The 21663-nt window shown below is 67.9% G+C and carries 20 protein-coding genes, 1 pseudogene and 1 riboswitch; of the genes and pseudogenes, 14 read left to right on the plus strand and 7 right to left on the minus strand.

Translation table 11 applies throughout. The features are described 5' to 3' along the window. Positions 1-2: 2 nt before the first annotated feature. The 3 genes from metK to ligB all read left to right on the plus strand — a co-directional run bounded on the left by metK (position 3) and on the right by ligB (position 3697). Positions 3-1193: a methionine adenosyltransferase gene (metK, locus tag ACYJSS_RS11210; RefSeq protein ID WP_111259656.1), complete on the plus strand. Its 1191-nt coding sequence runs from the start codon at positions 3-5 to the stop codon at positions 1191-1193. A gap of 242 nt (positions 1194-1435) precedes the next feature. Then, positions 1436-1699: a hypothetical protein gene (locus ACYJSS_RS11215; RefSeq protein WP_111259657.1), complete on the plus strand. Its 264-nt coding sequence runs from the start codon at positions 1436-1438 to the stop codon at positions 1697-1699. A gap of 294 nt (positions 1700-1993) precedes the next feature. Continuing rightward, positions 1994-3697, plus strand: a complete 1704-nt coding sequence (gene ligB, locus ACYJSS_RS11220; RefSeq protein WP_236205492.1) for an NAD-dependent DNA ligase LigB — start codon at positions 1994-1996, stop codon at positions 3695-3697. Here the strand turns inward: ligB and ACYJSS_RS11225 are convergent. Beyond that, on the minus strand, positions 3691-4140 hold the full coding sequence (locus ACYJSS_RS11225) for a c-type cytochrome (RefSeq protein WP_111262567.1): 450 nt from the start codon (positions 4138-4140) through the stop codon (positions 3691-3693). The two genes, ligB and ACYJSS_RS11225, sit on opposite strands and share 7 nt — an antisense overlap. A gap of 173 nt (positions 4141-4313) precedes the next feature. On the opposite strand from ACYJSS_RS11225, the gene ACYJSS_RS11230 reads away from it, so the two are divergent. After that, the gene (locus ACYJSS_RS11230) at positions 4314-4700 is read left to right on the plus strand and encodes a DUF1090 domain-containing protein (RefSeq protein ID WP_111262568.1); all 387 of its coding nucleotides are present in this window, start codon (positions 4314-4316) and stop codon (positions 4698-4700) included. A 16-nt stretch (positions 4701-4716) separates the two neighbouring features. On the opposite strand, the gene ACYJSS_RS11235 is transcribed toward ACYJSS_RS11230, so the two are convergent. Beyond that, entirely contained in the window at positions 4717-5103 is a 387-nt protein-coding gene (locus ACYJSS_RS11235) for an MAPEG family protein (RefSeq protein WP_236205493.1), read from the minus strand. A 164-nt stretch (positions 5104-5267) separates the two neighbouring features. On the opposite strand from ACYJSS_RS11235, the gene ACYJSS_RS11240 reads away from it, so the two are divergent. Further along, positions 5268-5867, plus strand: a complete 600-nt coding sequence (locus ACYJSS_RS11240; protein WP_111262570.1) for a LemA family protein — start codon at positions 5268-5270, stop codon at positions 5865-5867. Between the two features lie 2 nt (positions 5868-5869). Beyond that, a complete protein-coding gene (locus ACYJSS_RS11245) occupies positions 5870-6778 on the plus strand; it encodes a TPM domain-containing protein (protein WP_111262571.1) in 909 nt (302 codons plus the stop codon). A gap of 3 nt (positions 6779-6781) precedes the next feature. Here the strand turns inward: ACYJSS_RS11245 and ACYJSS_RS11250 are convergent, their stop codons facing one another. Next, complete coding sequence (locus ACYJSS_RS11250) at positions 6782-7171, minus strand: acyl-CoA thioesterase (RefSeq protein ID WP_111262572.1); 390 nt, start codon at positions 7169-7171, stop codon at positions 6782-6784. A 178-nt stretch (positions 7172-7349) separates the two neighbouring features. Continuing rightward, a riboswitch (S-adenosyl-L-homocysteine riboswitch) is annotated at positions 7350-7443 on the plus strand. Positions 7444-7464: 21 nt separating this feature from the next. Between ACYJSS_RS11250 and ahcY the strand changes: the two genes are divergently transcribed. From ahcY to ACYJSS_RS11280, 6 genes are all read left to right on the plus strand, one after another. After that, positions 7465-8874, plus strand: a complete 1410-nt coding sequence (gene ahcY, locus ACYJSS_RS11255; protein ID WP_111262573.1) for an adenosylhomocysteinase — start codon at positions 7465-7467, stop codon at positions 8872-8874. A gap of 92 nt (positions 8875-8966) precedes the next feature. Next, a complete protein-coding gene (gene metF, locus ACYJSS_RS11260; RefSeq protein WP_111262574.1) occupies positions 8967-9812 on the plus strand; it encodes a methylenetetrahydrofolate reductase [NAD(P)H] in 846 nt (281 codons plus the stop codon). Between the two features lie 52 nt (positions 9813-9864). Further along, complete coding sequence (locus tag ACYJSS_RS11265) at positions 9865-12090, plus strand: hypothetical protein (protein WP_236205517.1); 2226 nt, start codon at positions 9865-9867, stop codon at positions 12088-12090. A gap of 10 nt (positions 12091-12100) precedes the next feature. Then, on the plus strand, positions 12101-12814 hold the full coding sequence (locus tag ACYJSS_RS11270) for a DUF3142 domain-containing protein (protein WP_373875120.1): 714 nt from the start codon (positions 12101-12103) through the stop codon (positions 12812-12814). 60 nt (positions 12815-12874) lie between these two features. Continuing rightward, positions 12875-13654 carry a substrate-binding periplasmic protein gene (locus ACYJSS_RS11275; RefSeq protein ID WP_111262577.1) on the plus strand — a complete coding sequence of 260 codons (780 nt, stop codon included), beginning with the start codon at positions 12875-12877 and terminating at the stop codon, positions 13652-13654. A 167-nt stretch (positions 13655-13821) separates the two neighbouring features. Then, entirely contained in the window at positions 13822-15699 is a 1878-nt protein-coding gene (locus tag ACYJSS_RS11280; RefSeq protein WP_236205494.1) for a DEAD/DEAH box helicase, read from the plus strand. A gap of 177 nt (positions 15700-15876) precedes the next feature. Here ACYJSS_RS11280 and ACYJSS_RS11285 read toward each other — a convergent pair whose 3' ends face one another. The 3 genes and pseudogenes from ACYJSS_RS11285 to ACYJSS_RS11295 form a co-directional block, all read right to left on the minus strand. Next, on the minus strand, positions 15877-16452 hold the full coding sequence (locus ACYJSS_RS11285; RefSeq protein ID WP_021218384.1) for a YceI family protein: 576 nt from the start codon (positions 16450-16452) through the stop codon (positions 15877-15879). Positions 16453-16479: 27 nt separating this feature from the next. Then, positions 16480-17034, minus strand: coding sequence for a cytochrome b (locus ACYJSS_RS11290; protein ID WP_236205495.1), 555 nt, complete (start codon positions 17032-17034; stop codon positions 16480-16482). Positions 17035-17258: 224 nt separating this feature from the next. Beyond that, positions 17259-18737, minus strand: a pseudogene (locus ACYJSS_RS11295) (flavin monoamine oxidase family protein); the annotation flags it as partial. A gap of 169 nt (positions 18738-18906) precedes the next feature. Here ACYJSS_RS11295 and ACYJSS_RS11300 point away from each other — a divergent pair. Together ACYJSS_RS11300 and ACYJSS_RS11305 are read left to right on the plus strand one after the other, a co-directional pair. Then, a complete protein-coding gene (locus ACYJSS_RS11300) occupies positions 18907-20313 on the plus strand; it encodes an adenosylmethionine--8-amino-7-oxononanoate transaminase (RefSeq protein WP_111262581.1) in 1407 nt (468 codons plus the stop codon). 77 nt (positions 20314-20390) lie between these two features. Further along, the gene (locus tag ACYJSS_RS11305) at positions 20391-21110 is read left to right on the plus strand and encodes a 16S rRNA (uracil(1498)-N(3))-methyltransferase (RefSeq protein ID WP_236205496.1); all 720 of its coding nucleotides are present in this window, start codon (positions 20391-20393) and stop codon (positions 21108-21110) included. A 75-nt stretch (positions 21111-21185) separates the two neighbouring features. On the opposite strand, the gene ACYJSS_RS11310 is transcribed toward ACYJSS_RS11305, so the two are convergent. Beyond that, positions 21186-21656: a chemotaxis protein CheW gene (locus tag ACYJSS_RS11310; RefSeq protein WP_236205497.1), complete on the minus strand. Its 471-nt coding sequence runs from the start codon at positions 21654-21656 to the stop codon at positions 21186-21188. Positions 21657-21663: the final 7 nt, after the last annotated feature.

Genomic DNA, 21663 nt, shown 5'->3' on the forward strand with positions numbered 1-21663 from the left:
AGATGAGCGAATACTCCCTCTTTACCTCCGAGTCCGTGTCCGAAGGCCATCCGGACAAGATCGCCGACCAGATCTCCGATGCCGTCCTCGACGCCATCATCGAGCAGGACAAGCACGCCCGCGTGGCCGTGGAAACCCTGGTCAAGACCGGTGTCGCCATCGTCGCCGGTGAAGTCACCACCAGTGCCTGGGTCGACCTCGAGCAGATCGTCCGCGACGTCATCTGCGACATCGGCTACACCAGCTCCGACGTCGGCTTCGACGGCGCCACCTGCGGCGTGATGAACATCATTGGCAAGCAGTCCCCCGACATCAACCAGGGTGTCGACCGCGCCAAGCCGGAAGACCAGGGTGCCGGCGACCAGGGCCTGATGTTCGGCTACGCCAGCAACGAGACCGACGTGCTGATGCCGGCACCGATCCGCTTCTCCCACGCCCTGGTCGAGCGCCAGGCCGAGGCCCGCAAGTCCGGCCTGCTGCCGTGGCTGCGCCCGGACGCCAAGTCCCAGGTCACCTGCCAGTACGAGAATGGCAAGGTCGTCGGTATCGACGCCGTGGTGCTGTCCACCCAGCACAACCCGGAAGTCTCGCTGTCCGACCTGCGCGAAGCGGTGATGGAGCTGATCATCAAGCACGCCCTGCCGGCCGAACTGCTGCACAAGGGCACCCAGTTCCACATCAACCCGACCGGCAACTTCGTGATCGGTGGCCCGGTGGGCGACTGCGGCCTGACCGGCCGCAAGATCATCGTCGACTCCTACGGCGGCATGGCCCGTCACGGTGGTGGCGCCTTCTCCGGCAAGGACCCGTCCAAGGTCGACCGCTCCGCTGCCTACGCCGGCCGCTACGTGGCCAAGAACATCGTCGCCGCCGGCCTGGCCGAGCGTTGCGAGATCCAGGTCTCCTACGCCATCGGCGTGGCCGAGCCCACCTCCATCTCGATCAACACCTTCGGCACCCACAAGATCGCCGAAGAGAAGATCATCAAGCTGGTGCGCGACGTGTTCGACCTGCGTCCCTACGCGATCACCAAGATGCTCGACCTGCTCCACCCGATGTACCGCGACACCGCGGCCTACGGCCACTTCGGCCGTACCCCGGAGCAGAAGACCGTCGGCAACGACACCTTCAGCACCTTCACCTGGGAGAAGACCGACAAGGTCGACGCCCTGCGTGCCGCCGCCGGCCTGTAAGGCTTCGCGACACAAGGAAGCCCGGCCCTGTGCCGGGCTTTTTCATGGGCGGCCTTCAGCCTCCTCATCCCCGCCGGCAGAGGCGCGATAGCCATTTGCCGCATTCGTGAATCGGTCGAGCTTTCCCCTGCCCCAGCAAAGGGGCGCCGCTGCTAGAATCCGCGCCCTCTCGCCCCTCCCTCACGGATGACTCGAGCGCCCGGGGCGAGCAAGCATTGGCGCTGGAGCCCAAGGAGATACCCATGCGCAGCACCTCCATTCTTCCCGCCGCCCTCTTCGCAGCCCTGTTCGCCGTCCAGGCGCAGGCCGTCGACCTGGGCAACCCCCTGGGCGACAAGCTCAACAAGGGCTGCGAGGAAAAGAGCGCGGAAGCACAGGCCAAGCTGGACGAGGCCAAGAAGGAACAGAACGGCCTGGGCGCCAGCCTGCTCGGCTCGGTGGCCGACAAGGCCGAGAAGCAGCTTTCCGAAGGCTGCGAGAAGCTCGACGAAGCCAACAAGGGCTGAGCAGAGGGGGCCGACGAGCGTCGGCCCTTCCTGTAGGACGCCGCCGCACACCCCCTTCCCACACGCAGCGCCAGCCCGTCGAATCCATCCATTGGCGCATCCCCCCTTGCCGTGGCAGCACACGGCAGCCGCCCCCACCCCCGCCAGCCACCTGCCCACCCTGGCGCCGCACCGCCCTCCCACCTGCCAAGCTCCCGCCCTGGGTCCCGCGGTTCGCGCCAGCGATGACCCCGCACAGGGTGTATTCCTGCGTCCCCCGGGCACGGAGCCCGGATCGTTCGCATGGAGGCCCGCATGCCCAACCCCCTGTCTACCCACCTGCTCGCCCTGGCCCTTTGCCTGCCCGGCCTCGCCCTCGCCGCCGGCGCGTGCCCACCCTGGAGCGATGCCCACGCCAAGCGCGAGCTGCACGCCCTGCATGAACGGCTGTCGGGCTGGGAGCACAGCTACCACCGCGACCGCCTCTCGCCGGTCCCCGACGAGATCTACGACCAGGCGCGCTCGCGCTTCGCCGAACTGCGCCAGTGCTTCCCCCAGGCCGAGGCGCAGGAAACGCAGCCCCTGTCGACGGTGGGCGGCAAGCACCCGCACCCCGTCGCCCAGACCGGCCTCGACAAGCTGGAGGACGCCAAGGCGCTGCGCACCTGGATGCGCGGCCGCGACGACCTCTGGGTGCAGCCCAAGGTGGACGGCGTGGCGGTGACCCTGGTCTACCGTGGCGGCCGCCTGCAGCAAGCCATCAGCCGCGGCGATGGCGAGCGCGGCGAAGACTGGACGGCCAACGCCCGGCGCATCCCGGCCATCCCCGAGCGCCTCGCCGAACCGGGCGACCTGGTGCTGCAGGGCGAGCTCTACTGGTCGCTGCCCGGGCACGTGCAGGCGCAGGCCGGAGGACGCGGCGCCCGGGGCAGGGTCGCCGGGCTGATGGCCCGGCAACGCCTGGGGGATGAGGAGGCACGCGGCATCGGCCTGTTCGTCTGGGACTGGCCGGGCGGCCCCGGCGGCATGCTGCAACGCCTGGACGGACTGACCCGCCTGGGCTTCGCCGACACCCAGCGCCATACCCTGCCGGTGCGAAGCGCCGACCAGGTGGCGCACTGGCGCGAGCACTGGTACCGCAGCGGCCTGCCTTTCGCCAGCGACGGCGTGGTGGTCCGCCAGGGCGTGGTGCCCGCCGCGCGCAACTGGGAAGCACGGCCGCCGCACTGGGCCATCGCCTGGAAGTATCCCTTCGCCCAGGCCCTGGCCGAGGTGCGGCGGGTGGAATTCCTCGTCGGTCGCACCGGGCGCATCACCCCGCGCCTGCTGCTCTCGCCCGTGACCCTGGAGGACAGGCGCATCCAGCGGGTCAGCCTGGGTTCCCTGGAGCACTGGCGCGAACTGGACATCCGCCCCGGCGACCAGGTCGCCATCGCCCTGGCCGGTCTGACCATCCCGCGCCTGGAGTCGGTGGTGCTGCGAGCAGGCGAGCGCGTGGAGCTGGAGGTACCGGACCCGGCCGCCCTGCACGCCCTGAGCTGCTGGCACCCGACGCCCGGCTGCGAGGCGCAGTTCCGTGCACGCCTGGAGTGGCTGTCCGGGAGCGGTGGCCTGGCGATGCGCGGCGTCGGCCCCGGCACCTGGGAGCGACTGCTGGCGGCCGGCAGGATGGACGGCCTGCTGGACTGGCTGGAGCTGGAAGAAGAAGAGTTGGCCAGGCTACCGGGCTTCGCCCAACGCAATGCCCGGCGCTTCAGGGAGGCGACAGCCGAAGCCAGGCGCCAGCCCTTCGCCCGCTGGCTCAAGGCCCTCGGCCTGCCGCCCAGCGGCAAGGCCGACCTGGAAGACGGCTGGGAGGTCCTGGCCGCACGCAGCGAAGCGGACTGGCGAGCGACCCCGGGGCTGGGGGCCGAGCGGGCGCGTCAATTGCGGGCGTTCTTCGAACACCCCGAGGTGCAGACGCTGCGCGAGCGCCTGGCCGAAGCGCAGGTGGACGGCTTCGCGGGCGCGCCTCAGTAGGCGCGGAATTCCTTGTGGCAGGCCTCGCAGGCGTCCTCGGCCTTCTGCACCAGCGGTGCCATGGCGTCCGGGGCCAGGGGGCGCTTCGTCGTGGCGGCAGCCAGCTGGCCGGTAGCGGCCTCCAGTTCGCGGGCCAGGCTCTGGAAGCGCTCCTGCCGCTGCCAGACGTCGTCACGGGCGTCGCTGTCGCCTTCGTCACGCACCTTGGGGAAGTGCTGCCAGGGCTCATGGGACAGCTGGTCGAGCTTCACCGCGTTCTCGGCGAACTTCTGCTCGTTGAACTCGACGCGGCCACGCAGCATGCCGCCGAGGTCCTCGCTGGTGTGCAGCATCTGCTTGAAGATCGCCTGGCGCTTGCCCAGCGGCGAGTTGGGGTCGACGCCACCGCAGGCGGCGAGAGTCAGGCAGGCGCAAAGCAGGGTCAGGGCGGTCGTTCTTTTCATGGCGGATCACGGGGTACTGCGACGGGCGGGGCGCACAGTATCGATAGATGCCCGGCAAATACCAAGGGTGGCGACAGTTTGTCGCAGATCATGGAAAGCCCGATCAGCCATGTGGGACGGCGCATCCGCGGTCACAATGCAGGCAACCGACACCATCCAAGCGAGGTAGATCCATGCGCCATTCCACTGCATTCCTGCTAACCGCCGGCCTGGCCCTGGCGGGCATCGCCCACGCGGCCGAGGCGCCGCTCACCGGCTGCGCGGCGAAGCGCCAGGCCCTCGAAGCCCGCATCGAACAGGCGCGCGCCCATGGCAACGAGGCCCAGGTGGCCGGCCTGCAGAGGGCCCTGGCGCGCGTCCGGACCTACTGCACCGATGACGGCCTGCGCCGGGACCGCGAAGCCGCCGTCGAGAAGCGCCGCGCCGAGGTGCGCGAGCGCGAGGCCGAGCTCCGCGAAGCCCGGGCCAAGGGCGATGCCGGCAAGATCGCCAAGCGCGAGGCCAAGCTGGCCGAGGCTCGTCGCGAATTGAACGCCGCCGAGGCGCAGCTGCAACGCTGAGCCCCGGCGCGAGCGATCAGGCGGCGACGAAGAAGAAGCTGGCGATCAGCCCCATGCCGGCGAACCAGACCAGCGAGCGCAACGCCGCCCAGTCGGCCAGGTAGCAGATGAAGTAGGCGATGCGGCTGGCCACGAAGGCGATGGCCAGGGCATCCAGCGTTCCCTGCTCGGCGCCCCCGGCGAGATGACCGATGACGACGGCGATGGCGAACGCCGGGGTGACCTCGAAGGCATTGAGCTGGGCGTTGTGGGCACGCTTGCGCCAGCCTTCGAGCCCGGCGAGGAAGGTACGCGGATCATGGTTCTGCCGAGGGCCGAAATCGCCTCCGGTGAACTTCGCCGCGGCGGTGGACAGGTAGGGCAGGAACAGCGCGATCAGCACGCACCAGTAGGCGAGGGTCATGTGGACTCCAGGAACGAAGGGTGAGCGTAGAGCCTGGTGATTCCGACGGTCGGCGTCCATGGCTGCGGAAAACGTGGCGATCGGCACATCGGCCAATGGCCACGATTGTCCGCAGGGCGCATCGCCTGTACTAATGCGTGTTTTTCACGGACGAGAAACCCCCCATGCCTCGATTCGCCATCCTCCTGATGTCCCTGCTGCTGCTCAGCGGCTGTGGCTACAACGCCATGCAGAGCGCCGACGAGCAGGTCAAGGCCGACTGGGCCGAAGTGCTCAACCAGTACCAGCGCCGCGCCGACCTGATCCCCAACCTGGTCAGCACCGTGCAGGGCTACGCGACCCACGAACAGGCCGTGCTCGCCCAGGTCAGCGAGGCCCGCGCGCGGGTCGGCAGCGTCCACCTCGAAGCCGGCCAGCTCACGGATGAGCAGGCGGTGAAGAACTTCCAGAACGCCCAGGGCCAACTCAGCTCCGCGCTCTCGCGCCTGCTCGCGGTGAGCGAGAACTACCCGCAGCTGAAGGCCGACGGGCTGTTCCAGGACCTGCTGGCGCAGCTGGAGGGCACCGAGAACCGCATCACCGTGGCGCGCTCGCGCTACGTCAAGGCCGTGCAGGCCTACAACGTGCTGGTGCGCCAGTTCCCCGGCAACCTGACCGCGATGGCGTTCGGCTACGAGCCCAAGGCCAACTTCAGCGTCGCCAACGAGGCGGAGGTCTCGGTCGCACCCAAGGTCGACTTCGCCACGCCGCATCGCGAGGGCTGACCATGCGCGCCTCACTGTTCAGCCTGCTGCTGGTGCTGGTCAGCCTCGGCGCCGGCGCCGCGCAGCCGGTGCCGGCCCTCACGCAGCGGGTCACCGACCTCACCGCCACCCTGGACGCCGGCCAGAGTGCCGCCCTCGAACACCAGCTCGCTGCCCTGGAGAAGGAGAAAGGTGCCCAGCTCGCGGTGCTGATCATCCCCAGCACCGGCGAGGAAAGCATCGAGGCCTATGCCATCCGCGTGTTCGAGCAGTGGAAGCTGGGGCGCAAGGGCGTGGACGACGGCATCCTGCTGCTGGTGGCCAAGGACGACCGCGCGCTGCGCATCGAGGTGGGTTACGGGCTGGAGGGCGCGGTGTCCGACGTGCTGGCCTCGCGCATCATCCGCGAGCGCATCACCCCGGCCTTCCGCGAGGGCGATTTCTTTGGCGGCATCCAGGCTGGCACCGATGCCCTATCGGCCCTGGTGCGCGGCGAGGCGCTGCCGGAACCGGTTGGCGGCAACCGCCAGGCGGACAGCATCAACCTGTTCAGCCTGATTCTGTTCTTCGCCCAGTTCTTCATCGCACCGGCCCTGGTCAAACGCATTCCCAGGCCCTGGGCGCGGCAGCACAGCGGGCAGCGCTACTTCGCCTGCGTCGGCCTGGTGACGGTGGCGACCCTGGCATATTGCCTGGTCACCCTCACGCCCACCGACCTGCTGCTGTTCTTCACCCTCACGGCGGGCTTCATCGGCCTGTTCGCGTTCATCTTCATCATCGCGCCGCTGTCGACCTGGCAGTTCGGCAGCGGCTCGGGCTCCTCCGGCAGCTCGTCGGACAGCAGCTCGGGCAGCTCGTCCGGCAGCTCCGGCGGCGGCTTCAGTGGTGGCGGTGGTTCCAGCGGCGGTGGCGGTGCCTCCGGCCGCTGGTAGCCGTCAATCCTTGAACTGGTCGCGGATGTAGGTGATTTCCGTCTTGCCGTGGGGGGCGGGCTTGCCGTCCTCGCCCAGGTTGACGAAGACCATGCGGTCGATGGTGAGGATGCTCTTGCGGGTGATCTTGTTGCGCACCTCGCAACGCATGGTCATGGAGGTGCGGCCGAACTCGGTGGCGGTGATGCCCAGTTCGATGATGTCGCTCTGGCGGGCCGAGCTGAGGAAGTTGATCTCCGACATCATCTTGGTCACCACGCGCTGGCTGCCGAGCTGGATGATGGCGTAGATCGCCGCCTCCTCGTCGATCCACTTCAGCAGGCTGCCGCCGAAGAGGGTGCCGTTGGGGTTGAGGTCCTCGGGCTTGACCCATTTGCGCGTATGGAAATTCATGCGTCCTTCTCCTTGCGTCGATGACGCCGGGGATCATGGCAGAGGCCCGACGCGCTGTCCCGGCAACGAAATCGATCGCCCTGATAGTTCGTTCGCCGGACGACGGAAAACCTTGGGCAGATCGCCTCGCGCAGCTATAATCCCCCGGCTTCACGCGGCCATCGGCCGCGCCCGCCACCTGTCCGAGGGGCGCTGCAGCAGGCCTGTTCTCCAAGGGGTCTGTCAGGCTCGGATGGGGCGTTATCCAAACGCATCAACGGCGCCCATTCGCACACAACGAATGGAGAGTACGCATGAGCGCTGTCATCACGCCTGCCGATTTCAACGACTACAAGGTCGCCGACATTTCCCTGGCCGCCTGGGGCCGTCGCGAGCTGATCATCGCCGAGTCCGAAATGCCCGCCCTGATGGGCCTGCGTCGCAAGTACGCGGCCAGCCAACCGCTCAAGGGCGCGAAGATCCTCGGCTGCATCCACATGACCATCCAGACCGGCGTGCTGATCGAGACGCTGACCGCCCTGGGCGCCGAAGTGCGCTGGTCGTCCTGCAACATCTTCTCCACCCAGGACCAGGCCGCTGCCGCCATCGCCGCCGCCGGCATCCCGGTGTTCGCCTGGAAGGGCGAGACCGAGCAGGAGTACGAGTGGTGCATCGAGCAGACCATCCTCAAGGACGGCCAGCCCTGGGACGCCAACATGGTGCTGGACGACGGCGGTGACCTGACCGAGATCCTGCACAAGAAGTACCCGCAGATGCTCGAGCGCATCCACGGCGTCACCGAAGAAACCACCACCGGTGTGCACCGCCTGCTCGACATGCTCAAGGCCGGCACCCTGAAAGTCCCGGCGATCAACGTCAACGACGCGGTCACCAAGAGCAAGAACGACAACAAGTACGGCTGCCGCCACAGCCTGAACGACGCCATCAAGCGCGGCACCGACCACCTGCTGTCCGGCAAGCAGGCCCTGGTGATCGGTTACGGCGACGTGGGCAAGGGCTCCGCCCAGTCCCTGCGCCAGGAAGGCATGATCGTGAAGGTCTCCGAGATCGACCCGATCTGCGCCATGCAGGCCTGCATGGACGGCTTCGAGCTGGTCTCCCCCTACAAGGACGGCATCAATGACGGCACCGAAGCCAGCGTCGACGCCGCCCTGCTGGGCAAGATCGACCTGATCGTCACCACCACCGGCAACGTCAACGTCTGCGACGCCGGCATGCTCAAGGCGCTGAAGAAGCGTGCCGTGGTGTGCAACATCGGTCACTTCGACAACGAGATCGACACCGCCTTCATGCGCAAGAACTGGGCGTGGGAAGAGGTCAAGCCGCAGGTGCACAAGGTCCACCGCACCGGCGCCGGTTCCTTCGACCCGGCCAACGACGACTACCTGATCCTGCTGGCCGAAGGCCGCCTGGTGAACCTGGGCAACGCCACCGGCCACCCGAGCCGCATCATGGACGGCTCCTTCGCCAACCAGGTGCTGGCGCAGATCTTCCTGTTCGAGCAGAAGTTCGCCGACCTCTCCGCCGAGAAGAAAGCCGAGCGCCTGACCGTGGAAGTCCTGCCGAAGAAACTGGACGAGGAAGTGGCGCTGGAAATGGTCAAGGGCTTCGGTGGCGTCGTCACCCAGCTGACCAAGCAGCAGGCCGACTACATCGGCGTCGACGCCTCCGGCCCGTTCAAGCCGGACAGCTATCGCTACTAACCAATAAAGCCAGAAGCTGGAAGCTGGAAGCCAAGCACGCAGGTGCTCCCACTTCCGGCTTCGAGCTTACGGCTTCAAGCTTGGAACTCTCCATGTCTCAAGAACGCCGCTACAGCTTCGAGTTCTTCCCCACCAAGACCGAAGCCGGGCATGAAAAACTGCTGAACACTGCGCGTCAGCTGGCCTCCTACAAGCCGGACTTCTTCTCCTGCACCTACGGTGCCGGTGGCTCGACCCGCGACCGTACCCTCAACACCGTGCTGCAGCTCGATGGCGACGTGAAGGTGCCGACCGCGCCGCACCTCTCCTGCGTCGGCGACAGCAAGGCCGACCTGCGCAGCCTGCTTGAGCAGTACAAGGCCGCCGGCATCAAGCGCATCGTCGCGCTGCGTGGCGACCTGCCCTCGGGCATGGGCATGGCCAGCGGCGAGCTGCGCCACGCCAACGAACTGGTCGAGTTCATCCGCGCCGAAACGGGCGACCATTTCCACATCGAAGTCGCCGCCTACCCGGAAGTGCACCCCCAGGCACGCAACTTCGAAGACGACCTGGCCAACTTCGCCCGCAAGGCTAAAGCCGGTGCCGACAGCGCCATCACCCAGTACTTCTTCAGCGCCGACTGCTACTTCTACTTCGTCGACCGCGTACGCAAGCTGGGCGTGGACCTGCCGATCGTCCCGGGCATCATGCCCATCACCAACTACAGCAAGCTGGCCCGCTTCTCCGATGCCTGCGGCGCCGAGATCCCGCGCTGGGTCCGCAAGCAGCTGGAAGCCTACGGCGACGACCTGGAGAGCATCCAGGCCTTCGGCGAACAGGTGGTCAGCGAGATGTGCGAGCGCCTGCTCCAGGGTGGCGCACCAGGGCTGCACTTCTACACCCTGAACCAGGCCGAACCCAGCCTGGCCATCTGGAACAACCTCAAACTGCCACGTTGAGGCGAAGGGCCGGCGGCAGGATGCGCCGGCTCCTTCACTCAAGGAAGAGACCATGAAGACCACCCTCCGCCTTGCCCCGCTCGCCCTCCTGATCGGCTGCGCCAGCCCCGGCGCCTTCGCCAGCTTCGACTTCGTCTGCAGCCCTACCTGGGCCATCGCCGGCGACCAGTTGCAGGGGTGCAGCAACCTGCCCTTCCTCAGCCCCGGCAACGACAGCCGCGCCAACCTGCAACTGCTGCTGGCCGACGCCGGCCGCCTGCGCCTGCCGGAGACGCTGAAGTCCACCAGCGGCTACGAGGATGGCTACGCCCAGGTGCCCTTCACCCTGGAAATGCTCGACCCGGCCGTGGCCGAGGCGGCCGAGCGTGAAAAGGCCAGCGAAGGCCAGGAGAACGACACCGAGAGCACCGAGACCGAACAGGAAGACCCGCGCAAGGAAAACCTGTCCCTGGCGCTCGAGCAGTTGGGGGTCGAACTGGGTGATACCGACCTGGCCGAGCACTACTTCGCCGAAGGCGAAGGCAATCGCTGCCGCAGCAACGACTTCGACAGCGCCCATGCCTTCGTCGACCAACTGGCCGGCACCGAGGCACTTTCGGCCGGCGAGCGCAAGGCGCTGGCCGACAGCCGCGTCAACCTGCTCACCGTCTGCGGCGAGGGCGACCCGCAACCCGACGAGGTGCTGCCCGCCGCGACCCTGCTCACCTCCCCCGTCGCCCAGGCCTTCGCCACCTACCTGGCCGGTGCCGACGCGTTCTACCGGGGCGACTTCGCCGGCGCCCGCCAGCAGTTCACCAGCCTCGCCAGCAGCGAGCAGCCCTGGCTCAGGGAAACCGCCCTGTACATGCAGGCGCGCGTCGCGCTGAACCAGGCCCAGCAGGACGCCTTCGACGAGTACGGCATCCCCGACCTGGCCAGGATCGACCGCAACGCCATGGCCAGCGCCGAGTCCGGCCTCAGGGCCTACCTGCAGGCCTACCCCGAAGGGCTCTACCACGCCTCCGCGCGCGGCCTGCTGCGCAAGGTCTACTGGCTGCTGGACGACCCGCGCAAGTTCGCCGCCGAGTACGCCTGGCAGTTCGCCCAGGACGAGGACAGCGCCCAGCGCAACATGAGCGGCCGCGCGCTGATCGAGGAGCTCGACGTCAAGCTGCTGCCGGCGCTCAAGCCCGAGGACGTGCAGGACCCGACCCTGCTCGCGGTGATGGACCTGATCCGCCTGCGCAAGCCCGGCAGCGAGCTCAGCCCGAGCATCAGCCTGGAGCAGTTGCAGGCGCAGAAGCAGCGCTTCGCCAGCCAACCCGGCCTGCACGACTACCTCGTCGCCGCCTGGCACTTCTACCGCGGCGGCGATGCCGCCAAGGCCCTGGCGGCCCTGCCCGCCGGCGACACCCAGGCGCCCATGAGCCTGCTGGTGTTCAGCCAGGAAACCCTGCGCGGCCTGGCACTGGAAGCGACCGGCAAACCCGACGCGGCACGCGAGCTCTGGCTGCAGCTGCTGTCCCGCCAGCCTTCCGCGCTGCAGCGTGGCCAGCTCGAACTGGCCCTGGCACTGAACCTCTCGCGCAATGGCAAGGTGGCCGAGATCTTCGCCGCCGACTCACCGATCCGCACCGCGCCGATCCGCGAGATCGTCCTGCGCAACCTCGCCTCCGCCGACCTGCTGCGCCAGCAGGCCAAGGACGGCGCCGCGCCTGCCACCGAGCGTGACACCGCCCTGTTCACCCTGCTCTACAAGGAGCTGGTGTTCGGCGACTACGCCCACTTCCAGCAAGACCTCGCCCTGCTGCCGAGCCCGGCGCCCAAGGTAGAGGAAGGTGCCACCTGGGCCCTCGGCCGCTTCGCCTGGGCCGGCCAGTCCGGTGCCGGCGAGTACGCCTGTCCATCGCTGGCCAAGGTCGCCGAGCGGCTGCAGGAGAACGACGGCGACGGCCTGGCACTCAACTGCCTGGGCGATTTCATCCGCACCAACGGCCTGGACGGTTTCAGCCTCAACGACCAGCCGCCGAAAGACGAGCTGGGCGGCTCGACCACCGACTTCCCCGGCTCGCCCTGGTCGCGCCTTGCCGGCTACCAGCGGACCATCGACGACCCCCACGCCAGCGCCGACGAAATGGCCTATGCGCTATTTCGCGCGGTGAACTGCTTCGCCCCCGCCGGCTACAACACCTGCGACGGCCAGGACATCGCCAAGTCCCAGCGCAAGCAGTGGTTCCAGGACCTGAAGAAGAACTACCCGGGCAACCCCTGGGCGCAGAAGCTCAAGTACTACTGGTAAGCGACGCGTGATCGCCAGGGCGCTGGCCCTGCTGCTGGCCCTGGCGAGCCTTCCCGGCTTCGCCGGGGAGCGGGTGGATGCCGCCGACTACGACGCCTTCTGGGTCTGGAGCGGCGTGCGTTCCCAGGCGGTACTGGCCGAGGCGCGCACGCTCTACATCCTCCAGGGCCAGATCGACGGGCCGCGCCAGAGTGGCGACCCGCAGGCGCGCTTCATCGCCCAGGGCATGGCGGTGCCGCGCCTGTCGCGGGGCCAGGTCTGGGTGGTGTACCGCGCCCATACCCTGCGCTGGACCGAGCCCGTCTACGCCACCCTCCTCGCCCAGCTCGAACGCTGGCGCCGTGCGGGCAACCCGGTGGTCGGCGTGCAGATCGACTTCGACGCCCGCACCCTGCACCTGGACGGCTACGCCGATTTCCTCGAGCAGCTGCGCCAGCGCCTGCCCCGCCAGTACCGCCTCGGCATCACCGGGCTGCTCGACTGGGGCAGCAACGGCGACCCGGCGGTGCTCAACCGCCTGGGCAAGGTGCTCGACGAGGTGGTGGTGCAGACCTACCAGGGCCGCCACAGCATCCCCGACAACGCCCGCTACCTGCCCCGCGTCGCCAGGCTGCATCTGCCCTTCCGCATCGGCCTGGTCCAGGGCGGCGAATGGGAGGCCCCGGACCACCTGGAAGACAGCCCCTGGTTCCGCGGCTACGTGGTGTTCCTGCTCAATCGCTGAGCCATCGAGGAGCCGCTACGCTCACTTCCCAGCCTGGAGGGCGCCGCGTATTCTGGCCTTATGCCAGCATTCCGTCGCCTCCTCGCCCTGCTGCTGATCGCCTGCCTCGGCCCCCTTGCCCAGGCGGGGCCGCTGCGCATCGTCACGGATCCCTGGGCGCCCTATGTGTTCGAGGAGGACGGCCAGGCACGTGGCCTGGACCACGGCGCCGCCGAGGAGGTATTCCGCCGCCTGGGCGTGCAGGTGCAGTGGCAGTTCATGCCCTGGAAGCGCTGCCTTACCGAGATGGAGAACGGCCAGGCCGACGCGATCCTGGACATCTTCATGACCGCCGAACGCCGCACGCGCATGCATTTCGCCGAAGAGCCGCTGTCGCATACCGAGTTCGTGCTCTTCTACGACCGCTCGCGGCCCTACCCCTTCACCGGCCTGGAGGATCTCCAGGGCCTGAAGGTCGGGGTCTCACCCGGCTACTGGTATGGCGATACGGCCTTCCGCACCTCGCCGCTGTTCATCCGCGAGCCCGCGCCCAGCCATGAGGCCAACTTCGGCAAACTGGTGCGCGACCGCGTCGACCTGGTGGTCAACGACCGCCGCGCCGGGCTCTACCTCGCCGAACGGCTGGGGCTGTCGCGGCAGATCGCCCACCATCCCCTGCCCGTGGGTGAGGACGCCCTCTACATCGCCTTCCGCCAGGCACCGGAACTGCAGGAACTGGCCCGGCGCTTCGCCGAGGAATTGCGCCGTTTCAAGCAGGAGCCGGGCTACGCCGCGCTGCAGGCCCGCTACCTCGCACCCGGTCGGGCCGTCGCGGCGCGAACGCCGTTGAGCAGTCGATAGGCTGCACGCCGGAAATGCTCTGTTATACTCCCGGCTCCCGCCAGGCATACGCCCGGATGTTGGCCCCCCAGGCCAGCAGGACCGGACGGGAATCGCGCCTCCCCGCTGCGATTTTCTAGCCAGGCAGACACTCCCCCGGGCCAAGCCCTAACTAGACAGGATCTCCCATGTCCTTTGCCTCCCTCGGTCTCTCCGAGGCTTTAGTCGGTGCTGTGGAAGCAGCCGGCTACAACCAGCCCACTCCGGTGCAACAGCGGGCCATCCCCGCCGTGTTGCAAGGTCGCGACCTGATGGTTGCGGCACAGACTGGCACTGGCAAGACCGGCGGCTTCGCCCTTCCGGTTCTCGAGCGCCTCTTCCCCAACGGCCACCCGGACAAGTCGCACCGCCATGGCCCGCGCCAGGCCCGCGTACTGGTCCTGACCCCGACGCGCGAACTCGCCGCCCAGGTGCACGACAGCTTCAAGGTCTATGCACGCGACCTGCCGCTGGCCAGCGCCTGCATCTTCGGCGGTGTCGGCATGAACCCGCAGGTCCAGGCCGTAGCCAAGGGCGTCGACGTTCTCGTCGCCTGCCCCGGGCGCCTGCTGGACCTCGTGGGCCAGGGCAGCATCGACCTCTCCCACGTGGAAATCCTCGTGCTGGACGAAGCCGACCGCATGCTCGACATGGGCTTCATCCACGATGTGAAGAAGGTCCTCGCGCGCCTCCCGGCCAAGCGCCAGAACCTGCTGTTCTCGGCGACCTTCTCCAAGGACATCACCGACCTCGCCGGCAAGCTCCTGCACAACCCCGAGCGCATCGAAGTGACGCCGCCGAACACCACGGTCGAGCGCATCGAGCAGCGGGTGTTCCGCCTCCCGGCCAACCACAAGCGCGCGTTGCTGGCCCACCTGGTCACCGTCGGCGCCTGGGAACAGGTGCTGGTGTTCACCCGTACCAAGCACGGTGCCAACCGCCTGGCCGAGTACCTCGACAAGCATGGCCTGCCGGCTGCCGCGATCCACGGCAACAAGAGCCAGAACGCGCGCACCAAGGCCCTGGCCGACTTCAAGGCCAACAACGTGCGCATCCTGGTGGCCACCGACATCGCCGCCCGCGGCCTGGACATCGACCAGTTGCCCCACGTGGTCAACTACGAGCTGCCCAACGTCGAGGAAGACTACGTTCACCGCATCGGCCGCACCGGTCGTGCAGGCCGTAGCGGCGAAGCCATCTCCCTGGTCGCCCCCGACGAAGAGAAGCTGCTCAAGGGCATCGAGCGCCTGACCAAGCAGCGCATTCCCGATGGCGACATGCAGGGCTTCGACGCCTCCACCGTGGAAGCCGAACGCCCCGACGTGCGCCCGCCGCAACCGGCGCGCCAGCCGCGTGCCGACCGTCCGAAGCGCGAAGGGGCCACCCCGCCCGCTGCCGACGGCGAAGGCAAGCCGCGCAAGAGCCGCAACCGCCGTGGCAAGGGCAAAGGCAAGGAAGGCGAGAACGCCCAACCGGCCGCCGGCAACAACAGCCAGCCACAGCAGGCGCGTCCGGCACGCCCGCCACAGCCCACGCGTGATCGCGACCCGGAAGAGTTCCTCGACGACGACGTGGACAACTTCGGCAACCGCGCCGACTACGTCAGCCCCTACCCGGACAAGACCCAGAGCCGCAACCGCCGTGGCGGCCAAGGGCAGGGCCAGGGTCAAGGCCAGACCCCGGGCAGAAGCCAGGGCCAGGGCGCCGGTGCGCGCAGCCAGGGCGCAGGCCAGGGCAAGGCCCGCAGCGGCGGCGGTGGTTCCGGCCAGGGCGCCGGCAACGGCCAGCGCCGCAATGGCCAGGGCCAAGGCCGTGGTACCGGTGGTGGCCAGGGTCGTCGCGACGAGCAACGCAGCTCCCGCACCCGTGAAGAACCCGCCGTCCAGGAGCCGCGCAAGCCGCAGCCGAAGATCATCCACAAGGAATCCAAGGGTGATCGCTTCCCCACTGCGGAACAGCTGGACCAACTCTCCAGCAGCAACCGCCCCCGTGGCGAGAAGCCGGCGCTGCTGACCCGCAACCGCTGAGCTGCAACGCCATGGAAAACGCCGGCCCCTGGGCCGGCGTTTTCATTTGTGGCTCGGAGCGCCGCATCGTGGCCCGGGCTTCAGCCCGGGATGGGCGTTCAGTCCGACACGGCGCTGCGTGGTGCCGGAAATGAAAAACGCCGGCATCAGCCGGCGTTCTTCGTCATCCGCGCCGTCTTACTTGCGCACACCCTCGAAGGAGATGATCAGCTCGACTTCCTGGGAAGCCGGGCCGAGGTCCTTCTGGATGTCGAAGTCCTTCAGCTTCAGGGTGGTGGTGCCCTCGAAGCCGGCGCGGTAGCCGCCCCACGGGTCATCGCCTTCACCGATGAACTTGGCCTTGACCACGACCGGCTTGGTCACGCCGTTCAGGGTCAGGTTGCCGGTCACGTCGGCGGTGCCGTTGCCGGTGGATTTCACGCCAGTGGACTCGAAGGTGGCGGTCGGGTTCTTGCTCACATTGAGGAAGTCGCCGCTCTTGATGTGCTTGTCGCGTTCGGCGTGGTTGGTGTCGACGCTGGCGGTCTGCAGGGTGACCTTGATCTTGCTCGCTTCCGGCGCCTTGGCGTCGAAGCTGAAGGAGCCGTCGAAGTCCTTGAAGGTGCCGTACAGCCAGCTGTAGCCCAGGTGGCTGATCTTGAAGTTGACGAAGGCGTGCTGGCCTTGCTTGTCGATGGCGTAGTCGGCGGCCATGGCCTGGCCGGCGAACAGGGCGGCACCGAGGGTCAGCGCAGCGATGGATTTCTTCAGCATCGGTATTTCTCCTTGTGAGGGTGCAGCTTATTTGGCGGCGCGCCCGAACATGCGGGTCAGGGTGGCGTCGCGATCGATGAAGTGGTGCTTGAGCGCAGCGAGCGCATGGATGCCGGCGAAGATCACCAGGCCCCAGGCAAGGTATTCGTGAATGACGCCGGCGACGTCTTCCTGGTCGGGAATGCTGGTCAGGGTGGCCGGCACCTCGAACAGGCCGAAGACGGCGATGTCGCGACCGTCGGCGGTGGAGATCAGGTAGCCCGAGACCATGATGGCGAACAGGCCCAGGTAGAGCGCCAGGTGGCCCAGCTTGGAGCCCAGGCGGGTGAGCTGGCCGTGGTTGGGCAGGGCCGGCGGCGGCGGGCTGACGAAGCGCCAGAGCACACGGGCGAGCATCACCAGGAACAGCAGGATGCCGATGCCCTTGTGGATGTCCGGGGCTGTCTTGTACCAGCCGCTGTAGTAGTCGAGGCCGACCATCCACAGCCCCAGGCCGAACAGGCCGAAGACGACCAGGGCGACGCCCCAGTGCAGGACGATGCTGACGAGGCCGAAGCGGTTGGGAGTATTGCGCCACTGCATCAGGAGGGTTCCTTGAAAAACGGATGGGCAAAGCCTAGCGGCAAAAATATCGAAGAAAAGTAGAAAATGTCGCTTTGAAATATCGGGCAATACGATAGGTAGGACGAATTGGCCCGGGCGGGAATTAGGCGTGGGAAGGTGCTTTAAGTTCTGTCCGAGGTGCACGAACGGCACCCCGGAGGCGACTGGAGGTCAGGGGCGTTGCGCCCGCGTCCCCGTCAGTTGAACAGGCGGGAGAAGAAGCCTTTCTTTTCTTCCTTGCCATCGGCCTTGGCCTTGGCCGGGGCCGTCGGCGCGGCGGTGGCGACCTGCTCCACCGGTTCCAGGGTCTTGCCGGCGAACAGGTCGCGAGCCTGGCCGGCGGCGCGCTGGCCGCTGCGCAGGGCGCCTTCGAGGGTGCCCGGGTACAGGGCGTCGGTGTGCTCGCCGGCGAAGATCACCCGCCCCAGGGGTTTCTCCCACATGCGCCAGTAGAGGCTGATCTCGCCGGGGCCGTAGGCCAGGTAGGCGCCGCCCACCAGGGAGTCCTTGCCGTAGCGGCGCAGCTCGTAGCCGGTGAACTGCTCGCGGGCACCGGGGAACAGCTTGTCGAAACGGATCAGCACCTGGTCGACCATCTGCCGATCGCCGAAGGCCTGCAGCAGGCGGGCGTTGTCGCCGGAGATGTTGACCAGCAGGTTGGCGCCGCCCTTGAGCGCGGGCTCGACCCACATCATGCCCAGGCCCTGGTCGCTGTAGACCTCGCCGGAGAGGCGCGATTTGCCCCACACGGGCTTCTTGAACTTGAGCAGCATCTGGTCGCGCCAGCCGTAGTTGATGTCCTTCAGCGAGCGCAGCTGCAGGGCCGACAGGGACGGTGTCAGGCTGATCTTGTCCAGCGCCGGCAGCGGCACGGCGAGCACCACGTAGTCGGCGCTGTAGCCGGCGCCGCCCACTTTCACGGTGACGCTGTCCTTGTCCTGGACGATGGCGGAGACCCGCGCATTGGTCTTGATGGTCTTGATCTTCTTGGCGAAGGCCTGGGCCAGGGCCGCACTGCCACCCGGCAGGCGGGCAGCGCGCAGGTCGCCTTCCGGCAGGCCGCGATAGACCCGGCCCTGCTGGGCGAGGTAGAGCAGCGACAGGCGCGAAGGCTCGTCGTAGCGCGAGCGGATGCGCTGGTCCACCAGCGCGCGGGCGGTCGGCGGCAGCGCCAGCTTGTCCAGCCAGCGTGCCACGCTGATGGAGTCGAGGGTCTTCAGGGTGGTGTTGACCAGCGGCTGCAGCGGGTCCTCGATGGAGGCCGCGAGGTCGTCCAGGCTCTTGTCGAATCGCTTGAGCCCCTCGATCGTGGTGGGTGCTTCCTTGAGCAGGTCGGCCTCGTTGAAATAGCGACCGGCGATCAGGTAGCCGGGGGCGCGCACGTATTCGGGCGCGGCCACGGTCGCCAGCTTGAAGTCCTTGAGGTAGGCATGCAGGGTCGGTTGCAGCTTGCCGGAGCCGATCCATTCGGTACTGGCCAGGCCCGAACGCCCGCCGATGCTCGGCTTGGCTTCCAGCAGGGTCACCTGCCAGCCCTGCTGCTGCAGTTCGTAGGCGGCGGTGAGGCCGGCCATGCCACCACCGACCACGATGGCGGCCGGTTGCTTTTCCTTGCCCTGCGCAACGGCACTGAGCACTCCCAACAGAATCAGCGCGCAGGTGCGCAGCCAGGCAGCAGACATTGGATTCCCCCGAGGAACGGTCGTATTTCTTGGATGGCGCGCAGGATACGCCAGGCACCCGGCAGCCACCAGAGATGCCCGTCGGCGCCCGTCATTGTGCCGGCGCGGCGCGCTTGTCCATCTCACCCCTATTGCATAGTCTTCCCCGACCCTTTCCGGAGACCACCCCATGGGCCAAAACGCCGACTGGATGCAGCGCGACCTCGCCGTGCTCTGGCATCCCTGCACCCAGATGAAGGACCACGAACGCCTGCCGGTGGTGCCGATCCGCCGTGGCGAAGGTGTCTGGCTGGAAGACTTCGAGGGCAAGCGCTACCTCGACGCGGTCAGCTCCTGGTGGGTCAACGTCTTCGGCCACGCCAACCCGCGCATCAACCAGCGCATCAAGGACCAGGTCGACCAGCTCGAGCACGTGATCCTCGCGGGCTTCAGCCATCAGCCGGTGATCGAACTGTCCGAGCGCCTGGTGAAGATCACGCCCCGGGGCCTGGACCGCGTCTTCTACGCCGACAACGGCTCCTCGGGCATCGAGGTGGCGCTGAAGATGAGCTACCACTTCTGGCGCAACCAGGGCCGCGAAGGCAAGAAGCGCTTCGTCACCCTGACCAACAGCTACCACGGCGAGACCATCGCGGCGATGTCGGTGGGCGACGTGGCGCTGTTCACCGAAACCTACAAGTCGCTGCTGATGGACACCCTCAAGGTGCCCAGTCCCGATTGCTACCTGCGCCCCGAAGGCATGTGCTGGGAAGAGCACTCGCGCAACATGTTCGCCCACATGGAGCGCACCCTCGCCGAACACCACGCGGAGGTCGCCGCGGTGATCGTCGAACCGCTGATCCAGGGAGCCGGCGGCATGCGCATGTACCACCCGGTCTACCTCAAGCTGCTGCGCGAGGCCTGCGACCGCTACGGCGTGCACCTGATCCACGACGAGATCGCCGTCGGCTTCGGCCGTACCGGAAGCATGTTCGCCTGCGAGCAGGCCGGTATCGCACCGGACTTCCTCTGCCTGTCCAAGGCCCTCACCGGCGGCTACCTGCCGATGGCGGCAGTGCTCACCAGCGAGGCCGTCTACCAGGGCTTCTACGACGACTACCAGACCCTGCGCGCCTTCCTCCACTCGCACACCTACACCGGCAACCCGCTGGCCTGCGCCGCCGCCCTGGCGACCCTGGACATCTTCGAGCAGGACAAGGTGATCGAGGCCAATCGCGCGCTGTCCATGCGCATGGCCCAATCCACCGCCCACCTCGTCGACCACCCGCACGTCGCCGAAGTGCGCCAGACCGGCATGGTGCTGGCCATCGAGATGGTCCAGGACAAGGCCAGCCGCGCGCCCTACCCCTGGCAGGAACGACGTGGCCTCAAGGTCTTCCAGCACGCCCTGGAACGCGGCGCCCTGCTGCGCCCGCTGGGCAACGTGGTGTACTTCCTGCCGCCCTACGTGATCACCCCGGAGCAGATCGACTTCCTCGCCGAAGTGGCCAGCGAAGGCATCGACATCGCCACCCGCGACTCGGTGAGCGTCAGCGTCGCCAGCGACCTGCATCCCAATCACAGGGATCCGGGCTAGAGGAGCAGCCGGAAGCTGGAAGCTGGAAGCGCCGCACGGGTAGACTTCAGGCTTTCAGCTTCAGGCTTCCAGCTCCCATGCGCCTTTCCCGCTTCTTCATCGATGCCCCCCTTTCCCTCGGCCAGCATGCGCTGCCCGAGGCCCAGGCCCACTACATCGGGCGCGTGCTGCGCCTCGCCGTGGGCGATGCCGTGCAGCTGTTCGACGGTTCCGGCCAGGAGTACCTGGGCGAGCTGGTCGAAGTGGGCAAGAAGACCGTGAGCGTCGAGTTGCGCGAGGCCTTCGCCGGCCAGGCCGAGTCCCCGTTGCGGGTGCACCTGGGCCAGGGGCTGTCGCGGGGCGAGCGCATGGATTGGGCGATCCAGAAGGCCACCGAACTGGGCGCCGCCGAAATCAGCCCCATCGTCAGCGAACGCTGCGAAGTGCGGCTGAAGGACGAGCGCGCCGACAAGCGCCTGGCCCACTGGCGCCAGGTGGCGATCAGCGCCTGCGAGCAGTGTGGCCGCTCGGTGCTGCCGGTGATCCACGCTCCCCTCACCCTCGCCGACTGGCTCGCCCAGACCCAGGCGGACCTCAAGTTGGTGCTGCACCCGGTCGCCGAGCCCCTCGCCAGCCACGCCAAGCCGCAGACCCTGGCCTTCCTCATCGGTCCCGAAGGCGGCCTCAGCGACGCCGAAGTCGCCCAGGCGCAAGCCGCCGGCTTCCATTCGGCACGCCTGGGACCCAGGGTATTGAGGACGGAGACAGCACCGGTGGTGGCGCTGAGCGTGGCGCAGCAGTTATGGGGTGACTTTTAGCTGGAAGCGTTTTTAGCTTGAAGCTGGAAGCAAAAGCCAAGGCACCGCTTCCGGCTTCCGGCTTCCGGCTTCCGGCTAGATAATCCCCGCATCCTCGAGCATCTGCTCGAGTGCGATCAGGTCGGGGATGCGGGCGACGTCCTCGCCCAGTTGCACGGCATCCAGCTCCAGGGGGGCCAGGGGCACGGCGGCGCGGGGCAGGTCGGAGTCGACCTTCAGCGAACGCGGGATGCCCTGAACCAGCAGGGCGATGAATTTCACGTGGCCGCGCCCGCCGAGGGCGTTGAGCACCACCACGCGGGCGCCGGCGCCGACCTGGGGCTGGCCGTCGGAGGCGGCTTCGAAGGACAGCAGCGGCAGGCGCAGGTCGCGCCAGGCCACCTGGCCGAGGAACCAGGCCGGCATGCCCGCCGACACCTGCGGCGCGCGATAGGGGATCAGCTCGGCCACCGCCACGTTGGGCACCAGCAGGGTGCGATCGGACAGCGGCACCAGCAGGCCGGTGAGGCTGTTGGCGCTGTTCGTGTTGGCGACGGCTTGGCTCATGGTTCTT

The organism is Pseudomonas sp. No.21, from assembly GCF_054558415.1.